This window comes from Saccharopolyspora cebuensis (assembly GCF_039542665.1).
GTDB lineage: Bacteria > Actinomycetota > Actinomycetes > Mycobacteriales > Pseudonocardiaceae > Saccharopolyspora > Saccharopolyspora cebuensis.
This window is the reverse complement of record NZ_BAABII010000003.1, coordinates 720,078-741,880: the sequence shown is the minus strand read 5'-3', so window position 1 is coordinate 741,880 and position 21,803 is coordinate 720,078. Positions and strand designations below refer to the sequence as shown.

Annotated in this window: 20 protein-coding genes; 4 read left to right on the top strand and 16 right to left on the bottom strand. The window is 73.3% G+C overall.

Annotated elements, in window-relative coordinates; genetic code table 11:
- Positions 1-33 precede the first annotated feature (33 nt).
- The 3 genes from ABD976_RS06175 to ABD976_RS06165 all read right to left on the bottom strand — a co-directional run bounded on the left by ABD976_RS06175 (position 34) and on the right by ABD976_RS06165 (position 4,031).
- A complete protein-coding gene (locus tag ABD976_RS06175) occupies positions 34-1,359 on the bottom strand; it encodes an enolase C-terminal domain-like protein (protein ID WP_345358479.1) in 1,326 nt (441 codons plus the stop codon).
- An 838-nt stretch (positions 1,360-2,197) separates the two neighbouring features.
- Positions 2,198-2,593 carry a thiol-disulfide oxidoreductase DCC family protein gene (locus ABD976_RS06170; RefSeq protein ID WP_345358476.1) on the bottom strand — a complete coding sequence of 132 codons (396 nt, stop codon included), beginning with the start codon at positions 2,591-2,593 and terminating at the stop codon, positions 2,198-2,200.
- 34 nt (positions 2,594-2,627) lie between these two features.
- Positions 2,628-4,031 carry an NAD(P)H-quinone dehydrogenase gene (locus ABD976_RS06165; protein WP_345358473.1) on the bottom strand — a complete coding sequence of 468 codons (1,404 nt, stop codon included), beginning with the start codon at positions 4,029-4,031 and terminating at the stop codon, positions 2,628-2,630.
- Between the two features lie 179 nt (positions 4,032-4,210).
- On the opposite strand from ABD976_RS06165, the gene ABD976_RS06160 reads away from it, so the two are divergent.
- Both ABD976_RS06160 and ABD976_RS06155 read left to right on the top strand, forming a co-directional pair.
- Positions 4,211-4,681, top strand: coding sequence for a gamma-glutamylcyclotransferase family protein (locus ABD976_RS06160; protein WP_345358470.1), 471 nt, complete (start codon positions 4,211-4,213; stop codon positions 4,679-4,681).
- 62 nt (positions 4,682-4,743) lie between these two features.
- Positions 4,744-5,526 carry a DeoR/GlpR family DNA-binding transcription regulator gene (locus tag ABD976_RS06155; protein WP_345358467.1) on the top strand — a complete coding sequence of 261 codons (783 nt, stop codon included), beginning with the start codon at positions 4,744-4,746 and terminating at the stop codon, positions 5,524-5,526.
- 34 nt (positions 5,527-5,560) lie between these two features.
- On the opposite strand, the gene ABD976_RS06150 is transcribed toward ABD976_RS06155, so the two are convergent.
- Positions 5,561-6,994 carry an FGGY-family carbohydrate kinase gene (locus ABD976_RS06150; protein WP_345358464.1) on the bottom strand — a complete coding sequence of 478 codons (1,434 nt, stop codon included), beginning with the start codon at positions 6,992-6,994 and terminating at the stop codon, positions 5,561-5,563.
- Entirely contained in the window at positions 6,994-7,701 is a 708-nt protein-coding gene (locus tag ABD976_RS06145) for an HAD family hydrolase (protein WP_345358461.1), read from the bottom strand. The genes ABD976_RS06150 and ABD976_RS06145 overlap by 1 nt, the downstream gene beginning before the upstream one ends.
- A 149-nt stretch (positions 7,702-7,850) precedes the next feature.
- Here ABD976_RS06145 and ABD976_RS06140 point away from each other — a divergent pair, with 149 nt between their 5' ends.
- Positions 7,851-9,323 (top strand): FGGY family carbohydrate kinase, encoded by a 1,473-nt coding sequence (locus ABD976_RS06140; RefSeq protein WP_345358459.1) that lies wholly within the window; start codon positions 7,851-7,853, stop codon positions 9,321-9,323.
- A 14-nt stretch (positions 9,324-9,337) separates the two neighbouring features.
- Here the strand turns inward: ABD976_RS06140 and ABD976_RS06135 are convergent, their stop codons facing one another.
- The 11 genes from ABD976_RS06135 to mbhE form a co-directional block, all read right to left on the bottom strand.
- Positions 9,338-10,012, bottom strand: coding sequence for a hypothetical protein (locus ABD976_RS06135; protein WP_345358457.1), 675 nt, complete (start codon positions 10,010-10,012; stop codon positions 9,338-9,340).
- Positions 10,013-10,079: 67 nt separating this feature from the next.
- Entirely contained in the window at positions 10,080-11,384 is a 1,305-nt protein-coding gene (locus ABD976_RS06130) for an amidohydrolase (protein WP_369774721.1), read from the bottom strand.
- A 91-nt stretch (positions 11,385-11,475) separates the two neighbouring features.
- Positions 11,476-12,780, bottom strand: a complete 1,305-nt coding sequence (locus ABD976_RS06125; protein WP_345358453.1) for a M20 family metallopeptidase — start codon at positions 12,778-12,780, stop codon at positions 11,476-11,478.
- Between the two features lie 332 nt (positions 12,781-13,112).
- Positions 13,113-13,409 carry a hypothetical protein gene (locus ABD976_RS06120; protein WP_345358451.1) on the bottom strand — a complete coding sequence of 99 codons (297 nt, stop codon included), beginning with the start codon at positions 13,407-13,409 and terminating at the stop codon, positions 13,113-13,115.
- A gap of 146 nt (positions 13,410-13,555) precedes the next feature.
- The gene (gene mnhG / locus ABD976_RS06115; RefSeq protein WP_345358448.1) at positions 13,556-13,909 is read right to left on the bottom strand and encodes a monovalent cation/H(+) antiporter subunit G; all 354 of its coding nucleotides are present in this window, start codon (positions 13,907-13,909) and stop codon (positions 13,556-13,558) included.
- The gene (locus ABD976_RS06110; protein WP_345358445.1) at positions 13,906-14,172 is read right to left on the bottom strand and encodes an MrpF/PhaF family protein; all 267 of its coding nucleotides are present in this window, start codon (positions 14,170-14,172) and stop codon (positions 13,906-13,908) included. Before ABD976_RS06110 ends, mnhG begins: the two co-directional genes overlap by 4 nt.
- Before the next feature lies 1 nt (position 14,173).
- Positions 14,174-14,734, bottom strand: a complete 561-nt coding sequence (locus ABD976_RS06105; RefSeq protein ID WP_345358442.1) for a Na+/H+ antiporter subunit E — start codon at positions 14,732-14,734, stop codon at positions 14,174-14,176.
- Positions 14,727-16,262 carry a Na+/H+ antiporter subunit D gene (locus ABD976_RS06100; protein WP_345358439.1) on the bottom strand — a complete coding sequence of 512 codons (1,536 nt, stop codon included), beginning with the start codon at positions 16,260-16,262 and terminating at the stop codon, positions 14,727-14,729. Before ABD976_RS06100 ends, ABD976_RS06105 begins: the two co-directional genes overlap by 8 nt.
- Entirely contained in the window at positions 16,259-16,657 is a 399-nt protein-coding gene (locus ABD976_RS06095; RefSeq protein ID WP_369774727.1) for a Na(+)/H(+) antiporter subunit C, read from the bottom strand. Before ABD976_RS06095 ends, ABD976_RS06100 begins: the two co-directional genes overlap by 4 nt.
- Before the next feature lie 17 nt (positions 16,658-16,674).
- Positions 16,675-17,220, bottom strand: coding sequence for an MnhB domain-containing protein (locus tag ABD976_RS06090; RefSeq protein ID WP_345358433.1), 546 nt, complete (start codon positions 17,218-17,220; stop codon positions 16,675-16,677).
- Positions 17,217-19,586: a hydrogen gas-evolving membrane-bound hydrogenase subunit E gene (mbhE, locus tag ABD976_RS06085; protein WP_369774722.1), complete on the bottom strand. Its 2,370-nt coding sequence runs from the start codon at positions 19,584-19,586 to the stop codon at positions 17,217-17,219. The genes ABD976_RS06090 and mbhE overlap by 4 nt, the downstream gene beginning before the upstream one ends.
- 539 nt (positions 19,587-20,125) lie before the next feature.
- Between mbhE and ABD976_RS06080 the strand changes: the two genes are divergently transcribed.
- Positions 20,126-21,802 carry a serine/threonine-protein kinase gene (locus tag ABD976_RS06080; RefSeq protein ID WP_345358427.1) on the top strand — a complete coding sequence of 559 codons (1,677 nt, stop codon included), beginning with the start codon at positions 20,126-20,128 and terminating at the stop codon, positions 21,800-21,802.
- Position 21,803: the final 1 nt, after the last annotated feature.

The window sequence follows — 21,803 nt, the reverse complement described above, 5'->3', positions numbered from 1 at the left end:
GCCCTGACCGGGGAAGGCGGTCGGCAGCGGTGGTCAGGCACGGCTCGCGTCCCGGCGGATCCGGGACCACACCGGGCCGTCCGGGTACCGGTAGTCGAGGAGGACCTCGGGCTTGAGCTCCGCGGAGTAGCCCGGCGCGGTCGGCACCGCGTAGCAGCCGTCCCGGACCACCGCCGGGTCCACGAAGTGCTCGTGCAGGTGATCGACGTACTCGATGGTGCGGTCGGTCATCGACCCGGACACAGCCACGAAGTCGAACATGGACAGGTGCTGGACGAGCTCGCACAACCCCACCCCACCGGCGTGCGGGCAGACCGGAACGCCGAACTTGGCCGCCAGCAGCAGGATCGCGACGTTCTCGTTCACCCCGGCGACCCGGGCCGCGTCGAGCTGCAGCACGGACAGGGCGCCGGCCTGCAGCAACTGCTTGAAGACGATCCGGTTCTGCACGTGCTCGCCGGTGGCGATCCGGATCGGGGCCACCGCGCGTGCGATCGCCGCGTGGCCGAGGACGTCGTCCGGGCTGGTCGGTTCCTCGATCCACCAGAGGTCGAACGGGGCCAGCCGCCGGATCCGGTCGATCGCGGTGCCCACGTCCCAGCGCTGGTTGGCGTCGACGGCGATGCGCACGTCCGGCCCCACCGCCTCGCGGGCGATCCGCAGCCTGCGGAGGTCATCGTCGAGGTCGCCGCCGACCTTCAGCTTGATCTGGCTGAAGCCCTGGGCGACGGCGTCGCGGCAGAGCTGCGCCAGCTTCCCGTCGTCGTAGCCCAGCCAGCCCGCGCTGGTGGTGTAGCCGGGGTAGCCGCCGGCGCGGAGCTCCGCTTCCCGCTCGGCACGGCCGGGCTCCGCGGCGCGCAGCAGGTCGAGCGCTTCCTCGGGGGTGAGCGCGTCGGTGAGGTACCGGAAGTCCACCAGGTCGACGATCCGCTCCGGGGACAGGTCGGCGAGCAGCTTCCACAACGGGAGCCCGGCCCGCTTGGCGCGCAGGTCCCACAAGGCGTTGACCACGGCCGAGATGGCCATGTGCATGACGCCCTTCTCCGGACCGAGCCACCGGAGCTGCGAGTCGTGCACCAACCGGCGCCAGGTGCCGCCGAGGTCGTCGAGCACCTCGTCCAGCGAGCGGCCCACCACGAACGGCGCGAGCGCGGTGATCGCCGCGGTCTGGACCTCGTTGCCGCGGCCGATGGTGAACGCGAAGCCGTGACCGCGCAGGCCGTCCCCGGCATCGGTGTCGACGACGACGTACGAGGCCGAGTAGTCGGGATCCGGGTTCATCGCGTCCGACCCGTCGAGCTCGTGCGAGGTCGGGAAGCGGATGTCGTGGGTGCGCAGACCGGTGATCGTGGAACCCATCGTGCTCCCTCCCCGCGAGCGACCGGCCGGAGCACCGCCGACCCACGCGGTCGCAGGCGGACGGTACCGAGAGCGGTGGTGCCGCCACAAGGATGGCCCCGCCGGGACGTTGCCGCCGGAATCCGCTCGGCGCGGCGGAACGGGGGGTACCGCTGTTCGACGGGATCCCCCGTCGACCGGCGACGCGGAGCTGCTCGACTTCGGCGGCGGTGCCCGGTCCACGCCACGCGGGCCCGCCGACGGCGGTATCGCTGTTGAGTTGTCAAGGAACGAGAACGTCGGCACCGGCGACACCGCGGTCGGCGTGGGTGGGTAGTCGCTCGGCGGGTTCGCCAGCGGTCGGGCGGGCGGTCGCCTGGTTCGGGCATCGCCGCGCTGCTCCGGGCGCGGAGCAGCGCGCTCATGAGGCACTGCGGTCACGGAGGAACAGTGGTCACGGAGGAACAGTGGTCGTGGAGGAACAGTGGTCGTGGAGGAACAGTGGTCGTGGAGGAACAGCGGTCACGGGACCGCAGGGATCACGGGGTCACCGCGCACGCCCCGGGGACCAGGTGCGCGACAAGGCGGGGAAGAACGGATCGGGCGGCCGCTCGCGGCAGCGCCCCGCGAGTCGTCGCCGCACCGACCTCGCGCGGTGGTCCACTGCGGACGGACGGACGCCGATCAGGAGGGGGAAAGCCGCGCTGTTCATGGGAATCACCTCTCGCTCCGTGCGGGAACTGCGTCGATGAGTTCACGCTACGGTCGCGGAGGACGTGCGGGATCGGCCGAACGGCCATCCCACCCGGCCCGCAGGCCGATCTCCAGAGGGCCCGCCCGGCCTCGTGGCCTACTCCGTTCAGGGGGAGTTCCGCCCGGGACGGCGCTCCGGGGGCAACCGGCACGCCGGGGTCGATCCCGGCATCCGGTGCCGGTTCGCCGCCACCCAGCGGTAGCCGAGGTCGGCGGCGGTGCGCACCAGGGGCGCCGACAGCAGGTGCCCGAGCAGCGGCCACGGTGCGCGGCAGGCGCGCAGCAGCGCCGCCACGGCGGCGGCACCGCCGAGCACCCGGCCGGTCGGCTCCACCCACAGCACCTCGTGCCGGGCGCGCGCCTCCTGGACGCCCAGCTCAGCGAGGTCGAGCTCCTGCCACGCGGCGATCCGCGCCCGCACCGGCAACCGCTCGGCCCACCGCACGCACCGGGTGCAGAAGCCGCAGTCGCCGTCGTAGACGAGCAGGGGCCGATCGGTCATCGCCGCCTCCGGAACTCCGCCGCCCGGACCCGGCTCAGTCCAGGTCGTCGTGGCGCATCAGCTGGCGTCCCGCCTCGGTCAGCGAACCGGACAGCGACGGGTACACCGAGAAGGTGTTGGCCAGATTGTCCACCGTGATCTGGTTCTGCACCGCCAGGGCGATCGGCAGGATGAGCTCGCTGGCGTTCGGCGACACCACGACACCGCCCACCACGACACCGGTCTGCGGCCGGCAGAACACCTTGAGGAAGCCGCGCCGCAGCCCCTCCATCTTGGCCCGCGGGTTGGTGGCCAGCGGCAGCATCACCGTGCGGGCCGGCACCTCGCCGGAGTCGATCGCCTGCTGGCTGATCCCGACGGTGGCGATCTCGGGGTGGGTGAAGACGTTGGCGGCGACGGTCTTCAGCTTGATCGGGCTGACGCCCTGGCCCAGCGAGTGCCACATCGCGATCCGGCCCTGCATCGCCGCGACCGAGGCCAGCAGCAGCAGCCCGGTGCAGTCCCCCGCCGCGTACACGCCGGGCACGTTGGTGCGCGACACCCGGTCGACGCTGATGTAGCCGTTGCGATCGACCTCGACGCCGACCCGCTCCAGGCCGATGTCCTGCGTGTTGGGCACCGAGCCGACGGTCATCAGGGCGTGGCTGGCGGTGACCTCGCGACCGTCGGCGAGCTTGATCAGGACGCCGTCGGCGGTGCGCTGGACCTCCTCCGCGCGGGCGTGCTTGACCACCTCGGTGCCGCGCTCGGCGAAGACCTCCTCCAGCACCGCGGCGGCGTCGGCGTCCTCGTGCGGCAGCACCCGGTCGCGGCTGGAGATCATGCTGACCTTCACGCCCATCTCGGTGTAGGCGGAGGCGAATTCCACGCCGGTCACGCCGGAACCGATGACCGCGAGGTGCTCGGGGAGTTCGGGCAGGTCGTAGAGCTGGCGCCAGGTCAGGATGCGCTCGCCGTCGGGCTCGGCGCCCTTGAGGATGCGCGGGGTGGCTCCGGTGGCGATCAGCACGACGTCGGCGATGAGCTCCTCGGACCCGCCCTCGGCGAGCTCCACGCCGATGTGGTGGCGGGCCATCCCCTGGGTGGGGTTGGTGAACCGCGCCCGGCCCGCGAGGATCCGGCCGCCCTCCCGGCGCACCCGGGAGCGGATGTCGGCCGACTGCGCCAGCGCCAGGCCCTTCACCCTGCCGTGCACGACGGAGACGTCCACGTCGGCGCTCTCGGCCCCGGTGCGGATGCCCAGCTCGCGCGCGTCCCGGGAGGACGAGCGGGCCCCGGCCGAAGCGATGAAGGTCTTCGACGGGACGCAGTCGTAGAGCACGCAGGACCCGCCCAGGCCCTCCGGTTCGACGAGCGTGACCTCGGCCCCGTTCTGGGCGGCCACCAGCGCCGCCTCGTAGCCCGCGGGGCCACCTCCCATGATCACGATGCGGGTCACTTCGCGCTCCTCCCGGATGAGCCTGCCTTGTGGGCGCCGCGAACACGGTACGCTGCGCGGAGTCCGCGCGAGCCGAGTGGTGCCGCGACTAACAGCGTCGGCGTCCGCCCGCTCGGTTACCCACCTTCGTGTCGCGGTCCGTTCCGCCGGACGGCTGATGGATCGCTACCCTGGGGACCGTGCCTCTGTACGCCGCTTACGGGTCCAACATGGATCCCGCCCAGATGATGAAGCGCGCACCGCACTCCCCGATGGCCGGTACGGGCTGGCTGCAGGGCTGGCGGTTGACCTTCGGCGGCGAGGACTACGGCTGGGAAGGCGCGCTGGCCACCATCGTGGAGCACGACGGATCGCAGGTCTTCACCGTCCTCTACGACGTCCCCGCGGAGGACGAGGGCCAGCTCGACCGCTGGGAAGGCTCGGAGCTGGGGATGCACAAGAAGCTCCGGCTCCGGGTGGACACCCTGGACGGCCCCGTGCTCGCCTGGCTCTACGTCCTCGACGCCTACGAAGGCGGGCTGCCGTCGGCGCGCTACCTCGGCGTGATGGCCGACGCCGCGGAAGCCGCCGGGGCCCCGGACGACTACGTCGAAGGCCTGCGGACCCGGCCCTGCCGCAACGTCGGTCCCGGCTCGTCGCGTGATGTCTAGCCGCTTCATCACATCCGCCGTGTGATAATCACCCGCGCAGCACGCGCGAGTGAGGGGTGGTCGTGGCCGACGACGCACCGGTGAACCGGCAGGAGCGGCGCGAGGCGATCCGCCGCGAGGTGATGGCCAGCGGTTACGTCCGGATCGAGCAGCTCGCCGACGAGCACGGGGTCAGCGGGATGACCGTCCACCGCGACCTCGACGTGCTGGAGCGGCAGGGCTGGCTGCGCAAGGTCCGCGGCGGCGCCACCTCGACCCCGACCGCGCTGCTGGAGACCTCGGTCCGGGCCCGCAGCGCCGACGCCGCGGCGGAGAAGGCCGCGGTCGCCGAGCACGCGCTGCGCCACGTGGAGTCCGGGCAGGTCGTCGCGCTCGACGACAGCACCAGCGCGCTCGCGGTCGCCGAACGGCTCAGCCCGCTGGGACCGCTGACCATCGTCACGAACTTCCTGTCGGTGGTGAACCTGCTCAGCGGCGAACCAGGGCTGCACCTGATCGGCCTCGGCGGCGACTACCACCCGACCTACGACGCGTTCCTCGGGTTGCACACCGCCGACATGGCCCGGTCGATGCGCTCCGACGTGCTGTTCATGTCCACCACCGCGGTCGTCGCGGGGCACTGCCTGCACCGCTCGCAGGAGACCATCCAGGTCAAGCGGGCGCTGATGGAGACCACGGCGAAGAAGGTGCTGCTGCTCGACCGCACGAAGTTCGACCGGCGCGCGGTGCACGAACTGGCCCCGCTCACCGCCTTCGACGTGGTGGTGGTCGATGCGGGCACCGACGCCGGGACCGTCGGGCGGCTGCGGGACGAGGGGGTCCGGATCGAGGTGGCCGCGGGCTGAGCGGCGCGGGACCGGCGGGCGGTCCGGGACCGGCTCAGAGCCAGCCGCGCTCGGTGAGCTCCGCGACGAACCGCCGGTAGTTCGCGTCGAGCGCACCCACCGCCGCGGGCTCCGGCTCGACGAGCTCGCCCGCCGGGGCCATCGCGGCGGCCGCCGCGCTCAGGTCCGGGTGGATCGTCCCGCTGGCGGCCAGCAGCGCGGCGCCCAGCGCGGTGCCCGCCTCCCGCACCCGCAGCACCGGGCGGTCCAGCACCGACGCCCGGACCACCGACCACGCGAGGCTGCGCGCGCCACCGCCCGCGGTGCGGATCGGTCCGGCCGCCGGGGCCCCGAGCCCGGCGAGGCGCTCCACGGCGAGGCGCTCGCAGAACGCGACGCCTTCGAGGCGGGACCGGTGCGCGTCGACCCGGTCCACCGGTTCGCCGAGCACGAAGGCCCTCGCCTGCGGCGCGAGGAACGGGAACCGCTCCCCCTCGCCGCGCAGCGGGTAGCCGACCGCACCGGACGGGCCGCGGCGCAGCGCCGCCTCGTCCAGCTCGGCGAGCTCGTCGGCGGGCACGTCCGCCAGCGCCGAACCGCCGACGTTGGCCGCGCCACCGGGCAGCCAGGCGCCGTCCGGGTGCAGGTGGCTGTACACCGCACCGGTCGGATCGTGCACCAGGTGCTCGGACACGCCCTTGAGGACCAGCGTCGTGCCGAGCACCGTGACGAACTGGCCGACGTCGACCGCGCCGCAGGCGAGCTGCCCCGCGCACCCGTCGGTCATCCCGGCGCGCACCTGGCACCCCACCGGGAGCCCGGTGCGCTCGGCCGCGACCGCGTCGACCTCGCCCAGCGGCGCGGTCGGCCGGACCACCTGCGGCAGCAGGGTCGTCGGTACGCCGAGGGCCTCGAAGACCTCACCGGCCCACTCCCCGGTCACCGCGTCGTAGCCGCTCTTGAGCGCGTGGCTGGTGTCGGCGGCGACGGGGTGGCCCACGAGCCGCCGGCCGATCAGCTCGGGGGTGTGGCAGATCCGCACCGCGCCCGCGGGCAGCTCCCGGGCCAGCCGACCGATCCGGGCCAGCCCGGAACCGGCGGACGGGGTGATCCCGGTGCGCCGCCACCGCTCGGCGCCGACCTCGGCCGCGATCCGCGCCTCGTCGGCCGCTCGGCGGTCGTCGTACATCAGCGCCGGACCCACCGGTTCGCCCGCCTCGTCGACGAGCACGACCGTCCCGGACGTCGCGGACACCGCCAGCGCGGCGATCTCGGTGCTGCGGTCGCCGAGGGCGGTGGTGCACTCGGCCAGGCAGTCCCGGACGGCGGGCCACCAGGCCGTGGCGTCCTGCTCCGACCACCCCGGCGCGGGGCGCTCCGGCTGCGGCAGCGGGCGGGACGCCGCCGCCACGACCTGACCCGCCGGATCGTGCACCTGCACCCGGACGTTCGCGGTGGCGACGTCCACCCCGGCCACCAGCTCGCCCATCAGCCCTCGCCCCGCAGGCGGGCCAGCGCGGCGGGCAGCTCGGTGAGCGTGCGGATCGCCGCGTCGGGTTCGGCGAGCTGCTCGGCGGTGGGTTCCGGCGGTGCTTCGCCGCGCAGCACCCACACCGTGCGCAGCCCGACCCGCTGCGCGCCCCGCACGTCGGTGTCGAGCCGGTTGCCGACGTGCACGGCGCGGCCCGGGTCGACCCCGGCCTCGCGCAGCGCGTGCTCGAAGATGGCGGGCGCGGGCTTCTCCGCCCCGACGACCTCCGAGATCGCCCAGATGTCGATGTGCTCGGCGACGCCGTCGCGGCGCAGCGCCTCGACCACCACCGCGCGCTGGTTGGCCACGACGGCCAGGGTGTAGCGCTCGGCCAGCTCGCGCAGCGCGGGCAGCACGTCGGCGTGCAGGGCCGAGGCCGGGTATTCCCAGTAGCTCTCGGCCCGGTCGGACAGCCGCCGCCGGTCGGCCGCGGTGAGGAAGCGCTCGGCCACCGCCGTGCGCAGCGAACCGCCCTGGGCCTGCCTGCGCTCGTCGTAGACCCGCCGGAACTCGGCCTCCTCGACGGCGGGGCGCCCGTCCTCGGCGGCGAGCTCCCGGACCGCCCGCAGGAGCGCGTCCCGGTAGGCCGCGTCGTCGTAGATCGGCCCGCCGACGTCGAGCAGCACGAGCTCGATCGGCTCGGCCGCGTGGGGGTGCGCCACCACGGTGCGTCCTTTCGGTCGGAGCCCGGTTCCCGAGCCCGGATGTCACATCTCGCCGCCAACATAACACCATTCTTGAAATTATTAACAGCGAATGCTGTGATATCGGCAGCGCGCCGAGGTGGTCGGCGTCCGGACAGGGAGGATCGGTCGTGATCACCATCGGGATCGACGCGGGCACCTCGGTGGTCAAGAGCGTCGCCTACGCCGAGGACGGTGCGGAGCTCGCCGCGACGCGCCGGCCGACCAAGGTCGACCACCCGCTCCCCGGCCGCGCCGAGCAGGACATGGACGAGGTCTGGGACGCCGTGGCGACCACCGTGGCCGACCTCGTCACCCGGCTCGACGACGAAGTGGGCGCGGTGGCGATCACCGCGCAGGGCGACGGGTGCTGGCTCGTCGATGGCGACGGCCGGCCGACCGGACCGGCGGTGCTGTGGAACGACGCCCGCGCCGCGGACATCGCCGAGCGGTGGGCGGCCGACGGGGTGCTCGACGCGCTGTTCCGGATCAACGGCTCGGTCGGGTTCGCCGGTCTGCCGCACGCCCAGCTCCGCTGGCTCGCCGCGCACGACCCCGACCGGATCGCCGCCTCCGAACGGCTGCTGAGCTGCGGGGGCTGGCTCTTCCACCAGCTGACCGGACGCCTCGCCTGGGACGTCTCGGAAGCCTCGAACCCGTTCCTGGACGCCCGCAGCGGCGAGTACTCCGACGCCGTCCTGGCCGCCACCGGGCTGGAGCGGGCCCGCCGGTTGCTGCCCGAGGTCGCCGACGGAGCGGACCGGGTGGCGCCGCTGACCCGGACCGCCGCCGAGCGGGTCGGGCTGCGCGCGGGGACGCCGGTGGTCCTCGCGGCCTACGACATCGTCTCCACCGCGCTGGGCGCCGGGGTGACCGAACCCGGCCGGGCCTGCACGATCCTCGGCACCACGCTGTGCACCGAGGTGCTCGGCGAGGACCCGCTGCTGGACCGGGAGCCGGTCGGGATGTCGGTGCGCACGCCCATGCCGGGCCGCTGGATGCTGGCCACCGCCACGCTGGCGGGCACCGAGGTGGTGGAGTGGACCTGCCGGTTGCTCGGCCTGCCCGGCCCCGCGGACCTGACCGGGCTCGCCGAGCAGGCGACGTCGGGCAGCCGCGGAGTGCTGCTGCTGCCGTACCTCTCGCCCGGTGGCGAGCGCGCGCCGTTCAACGACCCGAACGCGCGCGGTGGCCTGCACGGGCTGAGCCTCGAACACGGTCCCGCCGAGATCGCGCTCGCCTGCCTGGAAGGCCTGGCGCTGGTGATCCGCGACTGCCTCGCCGCCGCCCCCACCGAACCCACCGAGCTGCGGCTGACCGGCGGCGGCTCGGCGAACCGGCTCTGGCGGCAGGTGATCGCCGACGTCACCGGGCTGCCCGTGGTGCGCACCACCGACGCGCAGGCCGGTGCCCGGGGCGCCGCCCTGACGGCGCGGGCGCTGCTGGCGGACCGCAGCCTCCCCGAGGTCGCCGCCGAGCTGCTGAGCACCTCGGACGCGGTGCTGCCCAGCGCCGACCGCGCCGCCCACGACGACGCCTACGAGCGCTTCGTCGCCGCGCGCGAGACCGCCCGCGCGGCCGGGTGGTTCCGGCCGGCCCGCTGACCGCACCCGCGCGCTCATCGGGCACCCGCCCCGGCGATCGGCCCCTGGACCAGCACCGGAGGCGCGGTCCACGCCAGGTCCAGCAGCTCCAGCGCCCGGCGGGTGCCGCGGCGGTCGTTGCGCCGGTTCAGCCGGTGCCGCACCGACTCGCGGAACCGCTCGGCGGAGGCGCCGACCTCGCGCATCGCCCGCTCCAGGCAGTCGAGCACCAGCCGACCGGGGCCGCGGCACAACTGCTCGGCGAGCGCGACGTCGAGCGCCTCGACCCGCAGGCCGTCGAGCTCGACGACCTCGGTCTCCCGGATCGCGCGGTGGTGCAGGACGAGGTCCTTCCCCCGGCGCAGGTCGTGCCCGTACGGCAGCGTCAGGTGCACCACGCGGCCCGGTGGGGCGCAGCCGTGCGCCGCCAGCGCCGTCAGCCCGGACAGGACCGCCTCCGGCCCGGCCCGCAGCAGCGCGGCGGAACCGCGGGTGATCGGGGCGTCGACCCGTTCCGCGGGGACCAGCACGCCCTTCCAGAGCTCCACCCAGCGGCCGTCGTCGAGCCCGGCCAGCACCTCGTCCACGCCCAGGGCGGCCACGGCGGCGCTGCGGAGCACCGCGCCGTGCCTGCCCGGGGGCAGCCGCGGCGGGGGATCCGGCGTCCCGGGCGGCAGCGGTGATCCGTTCATCGCGAGTTCGTTCGTCATGCCCGTGAAGAGGGCCCCGCTCCCCGCGCTGATCCACCCGCCGCCGGATGCCACCCGATCCGGTGAGTCAGCGCTCCAGGGCGAGCAGCGCGGTGCGGACCATCACCCGGACGCCGACCAGCAGCGCCCGCTCGTCGAGCGCGAAGGTCGGCTGGTGCAGGTCCCGCACCCGGCCCGACCCGGAGTGCACGCCGAGCCGGGCGAACGAGCCGGGGATGTGCTCCAGGTACCAGCCGAAGTCCTCGCCGCCCGAGGACTGCGGGGTGCCCGCCAGCGCCGACTCCCCGACCCCGCCGCTGATCCCGGCCCGGAACAGCTCGGTGCTCTCCGGGTCGTTGACCACCGGCGGCACGCCGCGCCGGTGCTTCAGGTCGAAGCCCACGCCCAGCGGCGCCAGCAGCGCGTCCACCAGCTCGTGCACCAGCGGGTCCAGGTTCGCCCAGGTGTCCCGGTCGGCGGTGCGCAACGTCCCGGTCAGCGCGCCGTCCTGCGGGATCGCGTTGGGCGCCTCGCCCGCGTGCACCGCGCCCCAGGTCAGGACCGTGCCGGTGCGCGGATCGATCCGCCGGGACAGCAGCGTGGGCAAGCCGGTGATCACGGTGCCCATCGCGTGCACCAGGTCGCCGGTGAGGTGCGGGCGGGAGGTGTGCCCGCCCGGGGAGTTGAACCGGACCTCCAGCAGGTCGGCGGCCGAGGTGATCGGCCCGACCCGGGTGCCCACCTGGCCCACCGGCAGGCGCGGATCGCAGTGCAACCCGAAGATCCGGTCGACGCCTTCGAGCACACCGCTGGCCAGCACGTCCAGCGCCCCGCCCGGCATCACCTCCTCGGCGGGCTGGAACACCAGCCGGACCCGGCCGGGCAGCGCCGGCGCCTGGGCCAGCGCGGCGGCCACGCCGAGCAGGACCGCGGTGTGCGCGTCGTGGCCGCAGGCGTGCGCGACGCCGTCCACGGTCGAGGAGTACGGCAGGCCGGTGTTCTCGCTCAGCGGGAGCGCGTCGATGTCGGCGCGCAGCGCCACGGTGCGCCCGCCGCCGGGGCCGATGTCGCAGACCAGGCCGGTCCCGGTGGGCAGCGCGCGGGGTCGCAGGCCCAGGTCGGTGAGCACGTCGGTGAGGAACGCGGTGGTGCGGTGCTCGGCGCGGGACAGCTCCGGGTAGCGGTGCAGGCGGCGGCGCCAGGCGACCACCCGCGCGGCCCCGTCGGCCAGCCAGCCGTCCAGCCAGGAGGGACCGCGGCCGGCGCCGGGATCGTCGAGGGCGTCCGCGCCGGGGAGCTCCGCGAGCAGCGCACCGGCCGGGCCGTCGCCCACCGGCGACCGTCCGCCCCGCGAATTGCCTGGGTCCGGGCCACGAGAATCCACAACGGTCACGCCACGCCTCCAGTTCTCCGCGGGCGGCCGCACCTGCGGACCGGTGGGCCACCCGCTCGTCCCGGTCGGCGTTCGCGAGCGTTCGGTCCGCTCACGCCACGTCGCCGGTCGCGTCACACTCTGCAGGAATTCCGGGAACCGCCGCTCCCGGTCCCGGGCGGTCGGCACCCGAGGTGCGCCGCCCGGTGCGGTCGCGCAGGGCCGCGAGCAGCCGTGCCCGCTGCTCCGGGTCACCCGCCGCGGCGACCACCGTCCAGGCCAGGGCCACCGCCCCGTCCAGCACCGCGCGGTCCGCCGAGGGACTCGCGCAGGCGGCGGCGAACTCCGCCTGGTGGTTGACCGCGTCGCCGCAGTCGATCGCGATCATCGGGTGGATCGCGGGCAGCTCCCGGGTCAGGTTGCCCATGTCGGTGCTGCCGATGATCCGGCCGCGTTCGGCGTCCTCGTCGAGCGGTTCGCGCCCGAGCTCGGTGATCGCGCTCCGGTAGGCCGCCGACAGCCACGCGTCGGGGCTCAGCTCCGCGTACACCGGGGACAGCCGCACGATCTCGTGCGCGCAGCCGGTCGCCGTCGCTCCCGCTTCGAAGCAGGCTCGAATGCGGTTCTCCAAGCGCTGCAACGAGCGCGATTCGGCGGCGCGGAGGTTGTACACCGCTGAGGTGCGGTCGGGAACGATGTTCGGGGCCGCGCCTCCCGACGTCACGATACCGTGCGCCATCTGCCGCGGTTCGAAGTGCTGCCGGAGCAGCCCGATGGCCACCTGGGCCACGGTGAGCGCGTCGGCGGCGTTGCGGCCGAGTTCCGGCGCCGACGCGGCGTGCGCCGACCGTCCGGTGTAGCGGACCTCGACGTCGGAGATGGCCAGCGAGGACGGCACGCAGATGTCCTCGGGTCCGGGGTGGACCATCAGCGCGCAGGCGACGTCGTCGAAGACGCCGCGTTCCAGCATGTGGACCTTGCCGCCGCCGAGCTCCTCGGCGGGGGTGCCGCAGAGCCGGACGGTGATGCCGAGCTCGTCGGCCACGGGGGGCAGCGCGAGCGCGGCGCCGACCCCGGCCGCGGCGATCACGTTGTGCCCGCAGGCGTGGCCGACCTCCGGGAGGGCGTCGTACTCGGCGCAGATCGCGACGACCAGCTCCCCGCTGCCGCACTCGCCGATCAGCGCGGTGTCGAGCCCCGCGACCGGTCGTTCGACGCGGAAGCCGTGTTCGGCGAGCAGCCCGGCGACCCGGTCGGCGGCGCGGTGCTCGGCGAAGGACAGCTCCGGATCGGCGTGCAACCGCCGGGAGAGCCCGACCAGCTCGGCCCCGTGGCGGTGCACCGCCGCGCGGCAGGTGGCGCGGACGTCGTTCCGGGGATGCTGGTGCTCGGGGTGCTGGTGCTCGGCGGTACTCATGTCCCGCCCATCCTGCACCACGCCCGGCCGCGCCGCGGTCGCCTCCGGCGGGCGCGGAGCCCGCCGGTAGCACCGCTGCGGCGAACGGCCGAACCGGTTCAGCCGGGACTATGGGACGAACCGCTCACCAGGAGGGTGTGGACCGGCACCGGTCGGGGGGCTTCCCGGTGCCGGTCCACGTCTGTGGGGGCGCGCACGCCCTCGTGCGTCGATGCCGCCGCGGTTACCGGGCAGCGCCGAGGCACGTTCAGTTGTGAAAATCCCACAGGTTCGGCTCCAGGTCTAGTCCATCGCGCGAAATTCGTGCGGAACGACCTCGGAGCGCAGATCCGCTACTTCTTCTTGATGGCCACGAACCACACCGGCTTCTTGCGCGCCTTCCGGCTGAGCAGCACCGCCGCGATGAGGACCAGCCCGGCGATGCCGATCGCGGTGTTCTGACCCGGGCCCTGCTGACCCGGACCCTGCTGATCGGGGGCGGGTTCGGCCGGTGGCGGCTCCGGAGGGGGCGCCTGGGCGAGCACCGCGACCCCGGACACCGCGGCGGGCTCGGCCATCGCCGTCGCCGGGGCGCCCACCAGCGCCAGCGCCATCACGAGCCCCGCGAGCACGCGGCCGGTCCGCCCCATGATCGCTCCCACCCTTCCGAGCCGACCGGCGCGCCGGTCGTCGTGCCACGCTTCCGTGGTAACCCGTCCAGGTTCATTTGATCATATCCGTCGAGCGCTGTGACCAGCCGTGGTCGACTTGTGCCGGAACGTCGCAACGTCGGCGATCAGGGCCGCTCGGTGCGTTCCTCCCGCTCGATGTGGTCGCCCAGCTCGTCGACGACCAGCGTTTCCCGGTCGATGCTGTCCGCCCGGTACGCCGCCCGGCCGACGAGCTGCGCCATGATCGGCGCGGTGAGCATCTGGAACAGGCCGACCAGGATCAGCCCCGAGGCGTAGATCATGTCCAGCCGCACCGCGACGCCGATCAGGATGAGGATCAGCCCGAGCGTCTGCGGCTTGGTCGCGGCCTGCAGCCGCGAGGTGACGTCCGGGAACCGCAGCAGCCCGATCGCACCGAGCAGGCAGGACACCGCGCCGGTGATCAGGCACACCGCGGAGAACACGTCCACCCAGCTCATCGGTAGGGCTCCTTCTTCTCGATCAGCCGCGCCACGCTCACCGTGCCGATGAAGACCAGCAGCGCGAACGCGGCCAGCAGCGCGATGTTGAAGGCTTCGAGCTGCCACGCCATGCCGACACCGGTGCTCGCGATGACCAGGGTGACGAACACGTCCAACGCGACGACCCGGTCCAGCGTGGTGCGCCCGCGCAGCAGCCGGACGATCACCAGCAGACCGGCCGCGCTCAGCAGGCCGAGCGTGATGATGAAGACCCAGTCCACGTCATCCCTCCTTCCCGGCCGCGTCGATGCCCGCCACGTCGGCGTCCGAGCCGACCGCGCGGACGATCTTCTCCTCCAGGTACCGGACCTCGCGGCGCACCGATTCGGCCTCCTCCTCCGAGCGCAGGCCCAGCGAGTAGACGAAGAACACCCGGTTCGCCCGGTCGATCTGCACCACCGCGTTGCCCGGCGCCAGCGACACCGCCTGCGCCACCATCGCGATGATGTGGTCGGAGTCCGTCACCAGGCGCACCGCCACGATGCCCGCCGTGGCGCGGCGCCCGTAGCGGATCGCCTGCCAGGCCACCCGGACCGTCGAGATCACCAGGTCCCACGCCAGGTACAGCACCACGCTGAGCAGCCGCACGGGGCGCGGCGCGATGTTGGTGGTGATCGGCGGCACCGGGAACAGGCCGGAGACGAACACCGCCACCACGATGCCGAAGAACAGCGTGCCGAGGTCGTAGGTGCCCCAGAGCATCACCCAGACCAGGGCCAACCAGACGACCAGCGGGAACCGCTGCACCAGCCGCTTGCCCCGTCCGACGACCCGCTCACCCACCGGTCTCACCCCCGAGCACCGCGGTGCGGTAGGTCTCGCCGTGCATCAGGTCCTCCGCGGCCCGGCCGCTGACGTCGGCCAGCGGGCCGGCGACCAGCGCGATCACCACGCTGGCCGCGGCCAGCACACCGGTGGCGATCACCATCGTCCGGTTGGACGTCCCGGTGCCCACCACCAGCTCGTCGGTGGGGTCGGGGTCCTCCTCCGGCGCCTTGATCTGGCCCCAGAACGCGCGGGTCCACACCCGCGCCATCGCGTAGACGGTGAGCAGGCTGGTCACCACGAGCACCCCGGTCACCAGGTAGGCGGTCCAGGTCCCGGCCCCGACGCCGGACTGCAGCAGCGCCAGCTTGGCGACGAACCCGGAGAACGGCGGCACCCCGGCCAGGCTCAGCGCGGGCAGCGCGAACAGCACGGCGATCATCGGCGCGGCCCGCGCCAGACCACCCATCCGGGTCAGCGCGACGGTACCGGTGTGCCGCGTGACCAGACCGCTGACCAGGAACAACGTCGCCTGCACGGTGATGTGGTGGACCACGTAGAGGATGACCCCGGTGAGTCCGACGACGTCGTAGACGCCGAGCCCGAAGAGCATGTACCCGATGTGGCTGACCAGCAGGAACGACAACAGCCGGTTGAGGTCGTTCTGGGCCAGCGCGCCGAGCGCCCCGACGATCATCGTGATCAGCGAGAGGAACAGCATCAGGTTCCAGCTCTCGTCGTGGCTGAACACGAGGGTCTGGGTGCGGATCAGCGCGTAGATGCCGACCTTGGTGAGCAGGCCCGCGAACACCGCGGTGACCGGCGCGGGGGCGGTGGGGTAGCTGTCCGGCAGCCAGAAGTGCAGCGGGACCATCGCCGCCTTCACCCCGAAGACGATGACCACCAGCAGCGCCAGCGCGTTCTGCAGGCCGTCCGGCAGCTCCGCGACCCGCTGGCCGAGGTCGGCCAGGTTGACCGTGCCGGTCGAGGCGTAGACCAGCGCGATCATCGTGATGAACAGCAGCGAGGAGGCGAGGCTGACGATCACGTAGGTCATGCCCGCGCGGATCCGGCTGGAGGTGGTCCGCCGGGTGATCAGCACGTAGGACGAGCTGAGCATGATCTCGAAGGCGACGAACAGGTTGAACAGGTCGCCCGACAGGTAGGCCAGCGACACCCCGGCGCACAGCATCAGGTACATCGGGTGGAACGTGGTGCTGGACCGCTCCCGCCCGTAGTCGGTGATGCGCTGGCCGACGGAGTAGATCAGCACCGCGAAGGTCACCACCGAGGAGACCACCAGCAGCAGCGCGGAGAGCCGGTCGGCCACCAGCGTGATGCCGAACGGCGCGGGCCAGCCGCCCATCTGCAGGACGACCGGGCCTTGCGTGTCCGCGATGTAGAGCAGCGCGAAGGCGTCGGCGATGATCGCGCCGAGCACGACGAGCCCGAGGACGCGTTGCACGTCGGCGAAGCGCCCGAGCGCCAGCGAGAGTCCGGCAGCGGCCAGCGGAAGCAGCACGGGCAGGGCCACCAGGACCGTCACTGCGTCGCCTCCTTCCCGAATTCTTCCTCCGCGTCTTCCTCGGACTCGGCGAGCTGGCGTTCCAGCCGCTGGATCCGCCGGTCCTCCACGTCGTCGCGGACCTCGTCGTCGCCGAGCAGCGACCAGGACCGGTAGGCCAGCGCGAGCAGGAAGGTGGTCAGCGCGAAGGTGATGACGATGGCGGTCAGGGCCATCGCCTGCGGCAGCGGATCGGTCATGTCCTCCGGCCGGGCTTCGCCGAGCATCGGCGCCCGCCCGGGGGGACCGCCCGCCACCTGGAGCAGCAGGTTCGACGCGTGCCCGAGGATCACCGTGCCGAGCAGGATCCGCATCAGCGAGCGCTGCATCAGCAGGTAGAAGCCGACCGAATACAGCACGGCGAGCACCAGCGCCATCGTCAGGTTGATGGTGGTCACCGCTGCCCCCTCTCGTCGGCGGCGGCATCGGCTTCGATGCCGGAGCCGAGGGTGCGCAGCAGGTCCAGCACCACACCGACGATCAGCAGGTACACGCCCGCGTCGAGCACCAGGCTGGTGACGAACTTGATCTCGCCGAGCAGCGGCACGCCGAACTTGTAGATCGCGCTCTCCAGCAGCTCGCCGCCGAACAGCAGCGGCAGGAACGCGGTGGCCACGGCCAGCGTGAGCCCCATGCCGATGAGCACCGGCGGGCGCATCGACACCACGGCGCTGTCGTCCATCCGGCCACCGGCGAGGTAGCGCAGCACGAACGCCTGCCCGGCGACCAGGCCGCCGCTGAAGCCGCCGCCCGCCCGGTCGTGCCCGGCGAACAGCAGGTAGATCGACAGCACCAGCACCGTCGGGAACAGGATGCGGGCCGCGAGCTCCAGCAGCACGGTGCGTTCCTTGGCCTCCCTCGGGAAGCCGGAGAGCAGCCACCGCTCGGCCGGGTTGTCCCAGGTCGTCCACGACTTGGGGGTCGGCGTCGTGCCTCTCATTCGCGCACCTCCTCCTGCTGCTGGGCGGGCTCCTGCTGCTGGGCCGGTTCGGGCGGTTTCGCGGTCCGGGTGCTGCGGCGCCTGCGCTCGTGCCGGGAGGCGAGGATCAGGCTGGCCACGCCGGTGGCGGTCACCGCGAGCACCGAGATCTCGCCGACGGTGTCGAAGGCGCGGAAGTCGACGATGATCGCGTTGACCACGTTGGTCGCCCCGGCGCCGTACTCGGCGTTGGCGATGTACTCCTGGCTCGCGGTCGGCGGCGCGTGCCGCGCCCCGCTGAAGACCAGCCCGGCCACCGAGATGAACACCCCGGCGGCACCGGCCAGGATCATCTTGGGGATGCGGAAGGCGCGGGTGTCGTGCTGGTTGAACCGCACCGGCAGCCTGCGCAGCACGAACACGAACGCCACCACGGTCAGCGTCTCGACGAGGAACTGCGCCAGCGCCAGGTCGGGCCCGCCGTCCACGATGAACAGGCCGCCGATGCCGTAGCCGACCACGCCGACCATCAGCACCGCGGTCAGCCGCCGCCGGGACATCACCGCCGCGATGGCCGCGACGATCACCACGACCGCCAGCGGGACCTGCAGCAGGTTGTCGTAGGCCCGCAGGTCGCCCGGCATCGCGGTGCCGAGCAGCAGCGCCGAGCCGGGCACCACCAGCACCGTGATCAGGATGATCCCGATGTAGGTGGGCAGCGAACCGACCTGCGTGCGACCGGTGACGCCGACCGCGACGCGCTCCAGCAGGGCCATGATCCGCTCGTAGCCGCGCTGGGCGTCCAGCGGTCGCGGCAGCCGCTGGCGGAACTCGGTGACCCGGGCGGAGCCGTAGGCCAGCGCGGCACCGCCCGCGACGGCGATCGCCGACAGCAGCAGCGGCGGGCTCAGGCCGTGCCACAGCGCCAAGTGGTAGGGGTGCGGGCCGGGCGCGAAGGCGCCGTCGGCGTAGGCCGCGGCCAGCTCGTCCACCAGCGGGTAGGCCAGGCCGAACACCAGCCCGGCCAGCGACGGCAGCGCGGCGGGCAGCAGCCCGAGCGGTCCGGGGGACTCGGCCTCGGTGTCCGGCCGGTCCTTCTTGGCGGCGAACGCGCCCCACAGGAACCGGACGCTGTAGGCCATCGTGAACACCGAGCCGACCACCAGGAACAGGTCGACGAGCAGGTCCCCGGTGCCGCCGTGAAGGAAGGCCTCGAACGCGGCCTCCTTGCCGACGAAGCCGAGCAGCGGCGGGATGCCCGCCATCGAGGCGGCGGCGAGACCGGCGATCGCGGCCAGCACCGGCAGCCGGCGGCCGAGCCCGGAGAGCTCCCGGATGTCGCGGGTCCCGGTCTCGTGGTCGACGATGCCGACGACCAGGAACAGGGTGGCCTTGAAGAAGCCGTGCGCGAGCAGCATCGTGGCCCCGGCCATCGCGGCGGTGTGGGTGCCCGCGCCGAACAGCACGGTCAGGAAGCCGAGCTGGCTGATGGTGCCGTAGGCCAGCAGCTTCTTGAGGTCGTGCTCGTGCAGCGCCCGCCAGCCGCCGACGACCATCGTGACCAGGCCGATCACCACGGCGGTGATCCACCACTGCTGGAGGCCGACGAACACCGGGCCGAGCCGGGCGATCAGGAACACCCCGGCCTTGACCATCGACGCCGCGTGCAGGTAGGCGCTGATCGGCGTCGGCGCCACCATCGCGGCGGGCAGCCAGTTGTGGAACGGGATCTGCGCGGACTTGGTGAACGCGCCGATCAGCACCAGCACCGCGGCCACGCCGACGGCGGCTCCGCCCGGCGGGTCGGCCAGCAGCTCGGAGATCCGGTAGGTGCCCGCCGTCTCGCCGAGCACCACGAAGCCGAGCAGCATGACCAGGCCGCCCAGGATGGTGATCATCAGCGCCTGCAGGGCCGAGCGGCGGGACTCCCGGCTGATCCCGGCCTGCCCGACCAGCAGGAAGGAGCAGACGGTGGTGAGCTCCCAGAAGATGTAGACGGTGATCAGGTCGTCGGCCAGCACCAGGCCGAGCATCGCGCCGGCGAAGGCGAGCAGCAGCGGTGCGGAGCGCCGCGCGTCACCGCTGCCCCGGCTGAAGTAGTAGTCGGAGTACAGCAGCACGACCACGCCGATCCCGGAGACCAGGATGGTGATCAGCAGGGCGAGCGCGTCGAGCCGGAAGGCGAAGCCCAGCCCGAGCAGCGGGGCCCACTCCACGACTTGCGTCACGGGTTGCCCGTCGAGCACCGAACCTGCTTTGCTCAGCACCCAGGCCAGGGCCGCGGCGGGGGGCACGGCCGCGATCAGGAACGCGGCACGCGTGCTTCGCCTGGCGATGATCGGGAGCGCCAAGGCCACCAGAAGGTGCGCGATGACGAACGCGAGCAAGAGCACCTCCTCGACGCCGGTTGGACGTGGATCCGCTGTGTCCTGCTGCGTCCGGCGGGACACCCGCACCCGGTCGACCGCTGCGGTGCGCGACGATCACCACCAGCGATCGGCGGCCCCACCGATCCCAACCACCAAGATTGTTCGTCACCGCCACCGCAGGCGCACCGTGACGCACGCGTCCGATACCGCGATCGCCGCGCGAATGCCGACCGAGGAAGGCCCGGTCCTGGTCATCCGGCGAGGCCCGATCGGTGCCCAACTTATCCGAAAGGCGGCACTTATGCACAGCAGTGCATCAGCGCGCCGGGCGAGCGCGGCGCGGACGTCGACGGCGAATGTCGTTGCGGCGGAATGACCTTGCCATCGGGAACGCGGTCGCCGGAAAAATCGATCCCGTGAAGAACTTCACTATTGGTAACACCGTTGCGCAACGCTGAGTGATCGAAGCGCGACCGCACGTGCCCGTACCGGTGATCGCGGGGGACGACTCGCCGGTTCCACCCCTACCGGATCGATCGGCAGTGGACAATGGGGACGTGCCCACCGAAGCCCCCGACAACGACCACGGCTCCGAACGGCTGATCGCGGAGCGGTACCGCCTGGAAACCCGCCTCGGCGGCGGCGCGATGGGCACCGTCTGGTCCGGAGTGGACGAACTGCTGCGCAGGCCGGTCGCGGTCAAGGAGATCCGGCTGGCCCCCGGGATGCCCGAGGCCCAGGCCGCCGAGCTCCGCGAGCGCGCGCTGCGCGAGGCCCGGGCCATCGCGGTGCTCACCCACCCCAACGTCGTGACCCTCTACGACGTGGCGCGCGAGGACGGCGAGCCGTTCGTCGTCATGGAACTGGTGCCGTCGCAGAGCCTGGCCACCGTGCTGACCGAGCACGGCGCGCTGGAGGACCACGAGCTCGCGGTCATCGTCGACGGCGTCGCGGCGGCCCTGGAAGCCGCGCACCGCGCCGGAATCGTGCACCGCGACGTCAAGCCCGGCAACGTGCTCATCGGCGACGACGGCCGGATCAAGCTCAGCGACTTCGGCATCTCGCGGGACATCTCCGAGCACACCATCACCGCCACCGGCATCCTGCTCGGCACCCCGGCGTTCATCGCCCCCGAGATCGCCGCGGGCGAACCGGTCACCACCGCCGCCGACCTGTGGGGGTTGGGCGCCACCCTGTTCGCCGCCGCCGCGGGCCGGGCGCCCTACGACGTCGACGACAACCCGCTGGACACCATCACCGAGGTGGTCCGCGGACCCGTGCCGGACGCCGAGCGCAGCGGTCCGATCGGCGAGGTGATCGCCGGGCTGATGGTCAAGGAGCCCGCGGCCCGGATGCCGCTGACCGAGGTGCGCAAGCGGCTCCAGCACCTGTTGCCGGAACACGGTTCGCGCCCGCTGGCGATGCTGCTCGACCCGGACGCCCCCACGGTGCGGGTGCGCCGCCCCGCGCCCGAGGCCGACCGGCAGTCCACGGCCCACGACGCACCGCTGGCAGCCGAACCGCTCGCCGCGGCACCCCTGGCCGCCGAACCGCTGGCCGCCGATCCGGGCGCGCTGCCGTTCGAGCTGCGCGACGCCCGGCCTGATCGGTCCCGGTGGCGGACCGCGGCGCTGGTGCTCGCCGCGCTGGTGCTGTTCGGCGCGGCCGCGGTCGCCGGGTTCGCGGGCACCCGGCTCGCCGCGGGCGCACCGCTGCTGCCCGCCGAGCGCAGCGGCGTCCCGGCGGAGGCCGGGGTTTCGCTGCCCGCGCTGGCGCCCTACACCGACGACACCGACCACACCGGGGACGACGGCCGCGGCGAGTTCGTCGTGATGGCCCCGGCCGGCTGGACCACCTTCCACTCCGAACGGCTCGAACTCGTCAACAGCAAGCGGGTCTCCCTCGTCTCGCCCGACGGGCGCACCGAGATGTCCGTGCAGCGCTTCGGCGGCCTGTTCGCCGCCGGGCACACCGCCGAGGACTACTTCGAGGCGCTGCCCGCGCTGTCCCCGGGCGATTCGTTCGAGGTGCCGCGGATGCCCGCGAACCCCTACGACACGGCGGTGTACCGGTACGGCTCGCCGGCGGAGGGGTTCGCGCGGACGACGGCGATGCGGCTGGTGCGCCACGGGGACGACCTGTGGGCGCTGCGGGTGACGACCCCGCCGGAACTGCAGAAGCGGGCCGAGTCCCTGCTGGCCGCGGTGCTGCCCGGCTTCCGCCCGATGGGCTGAG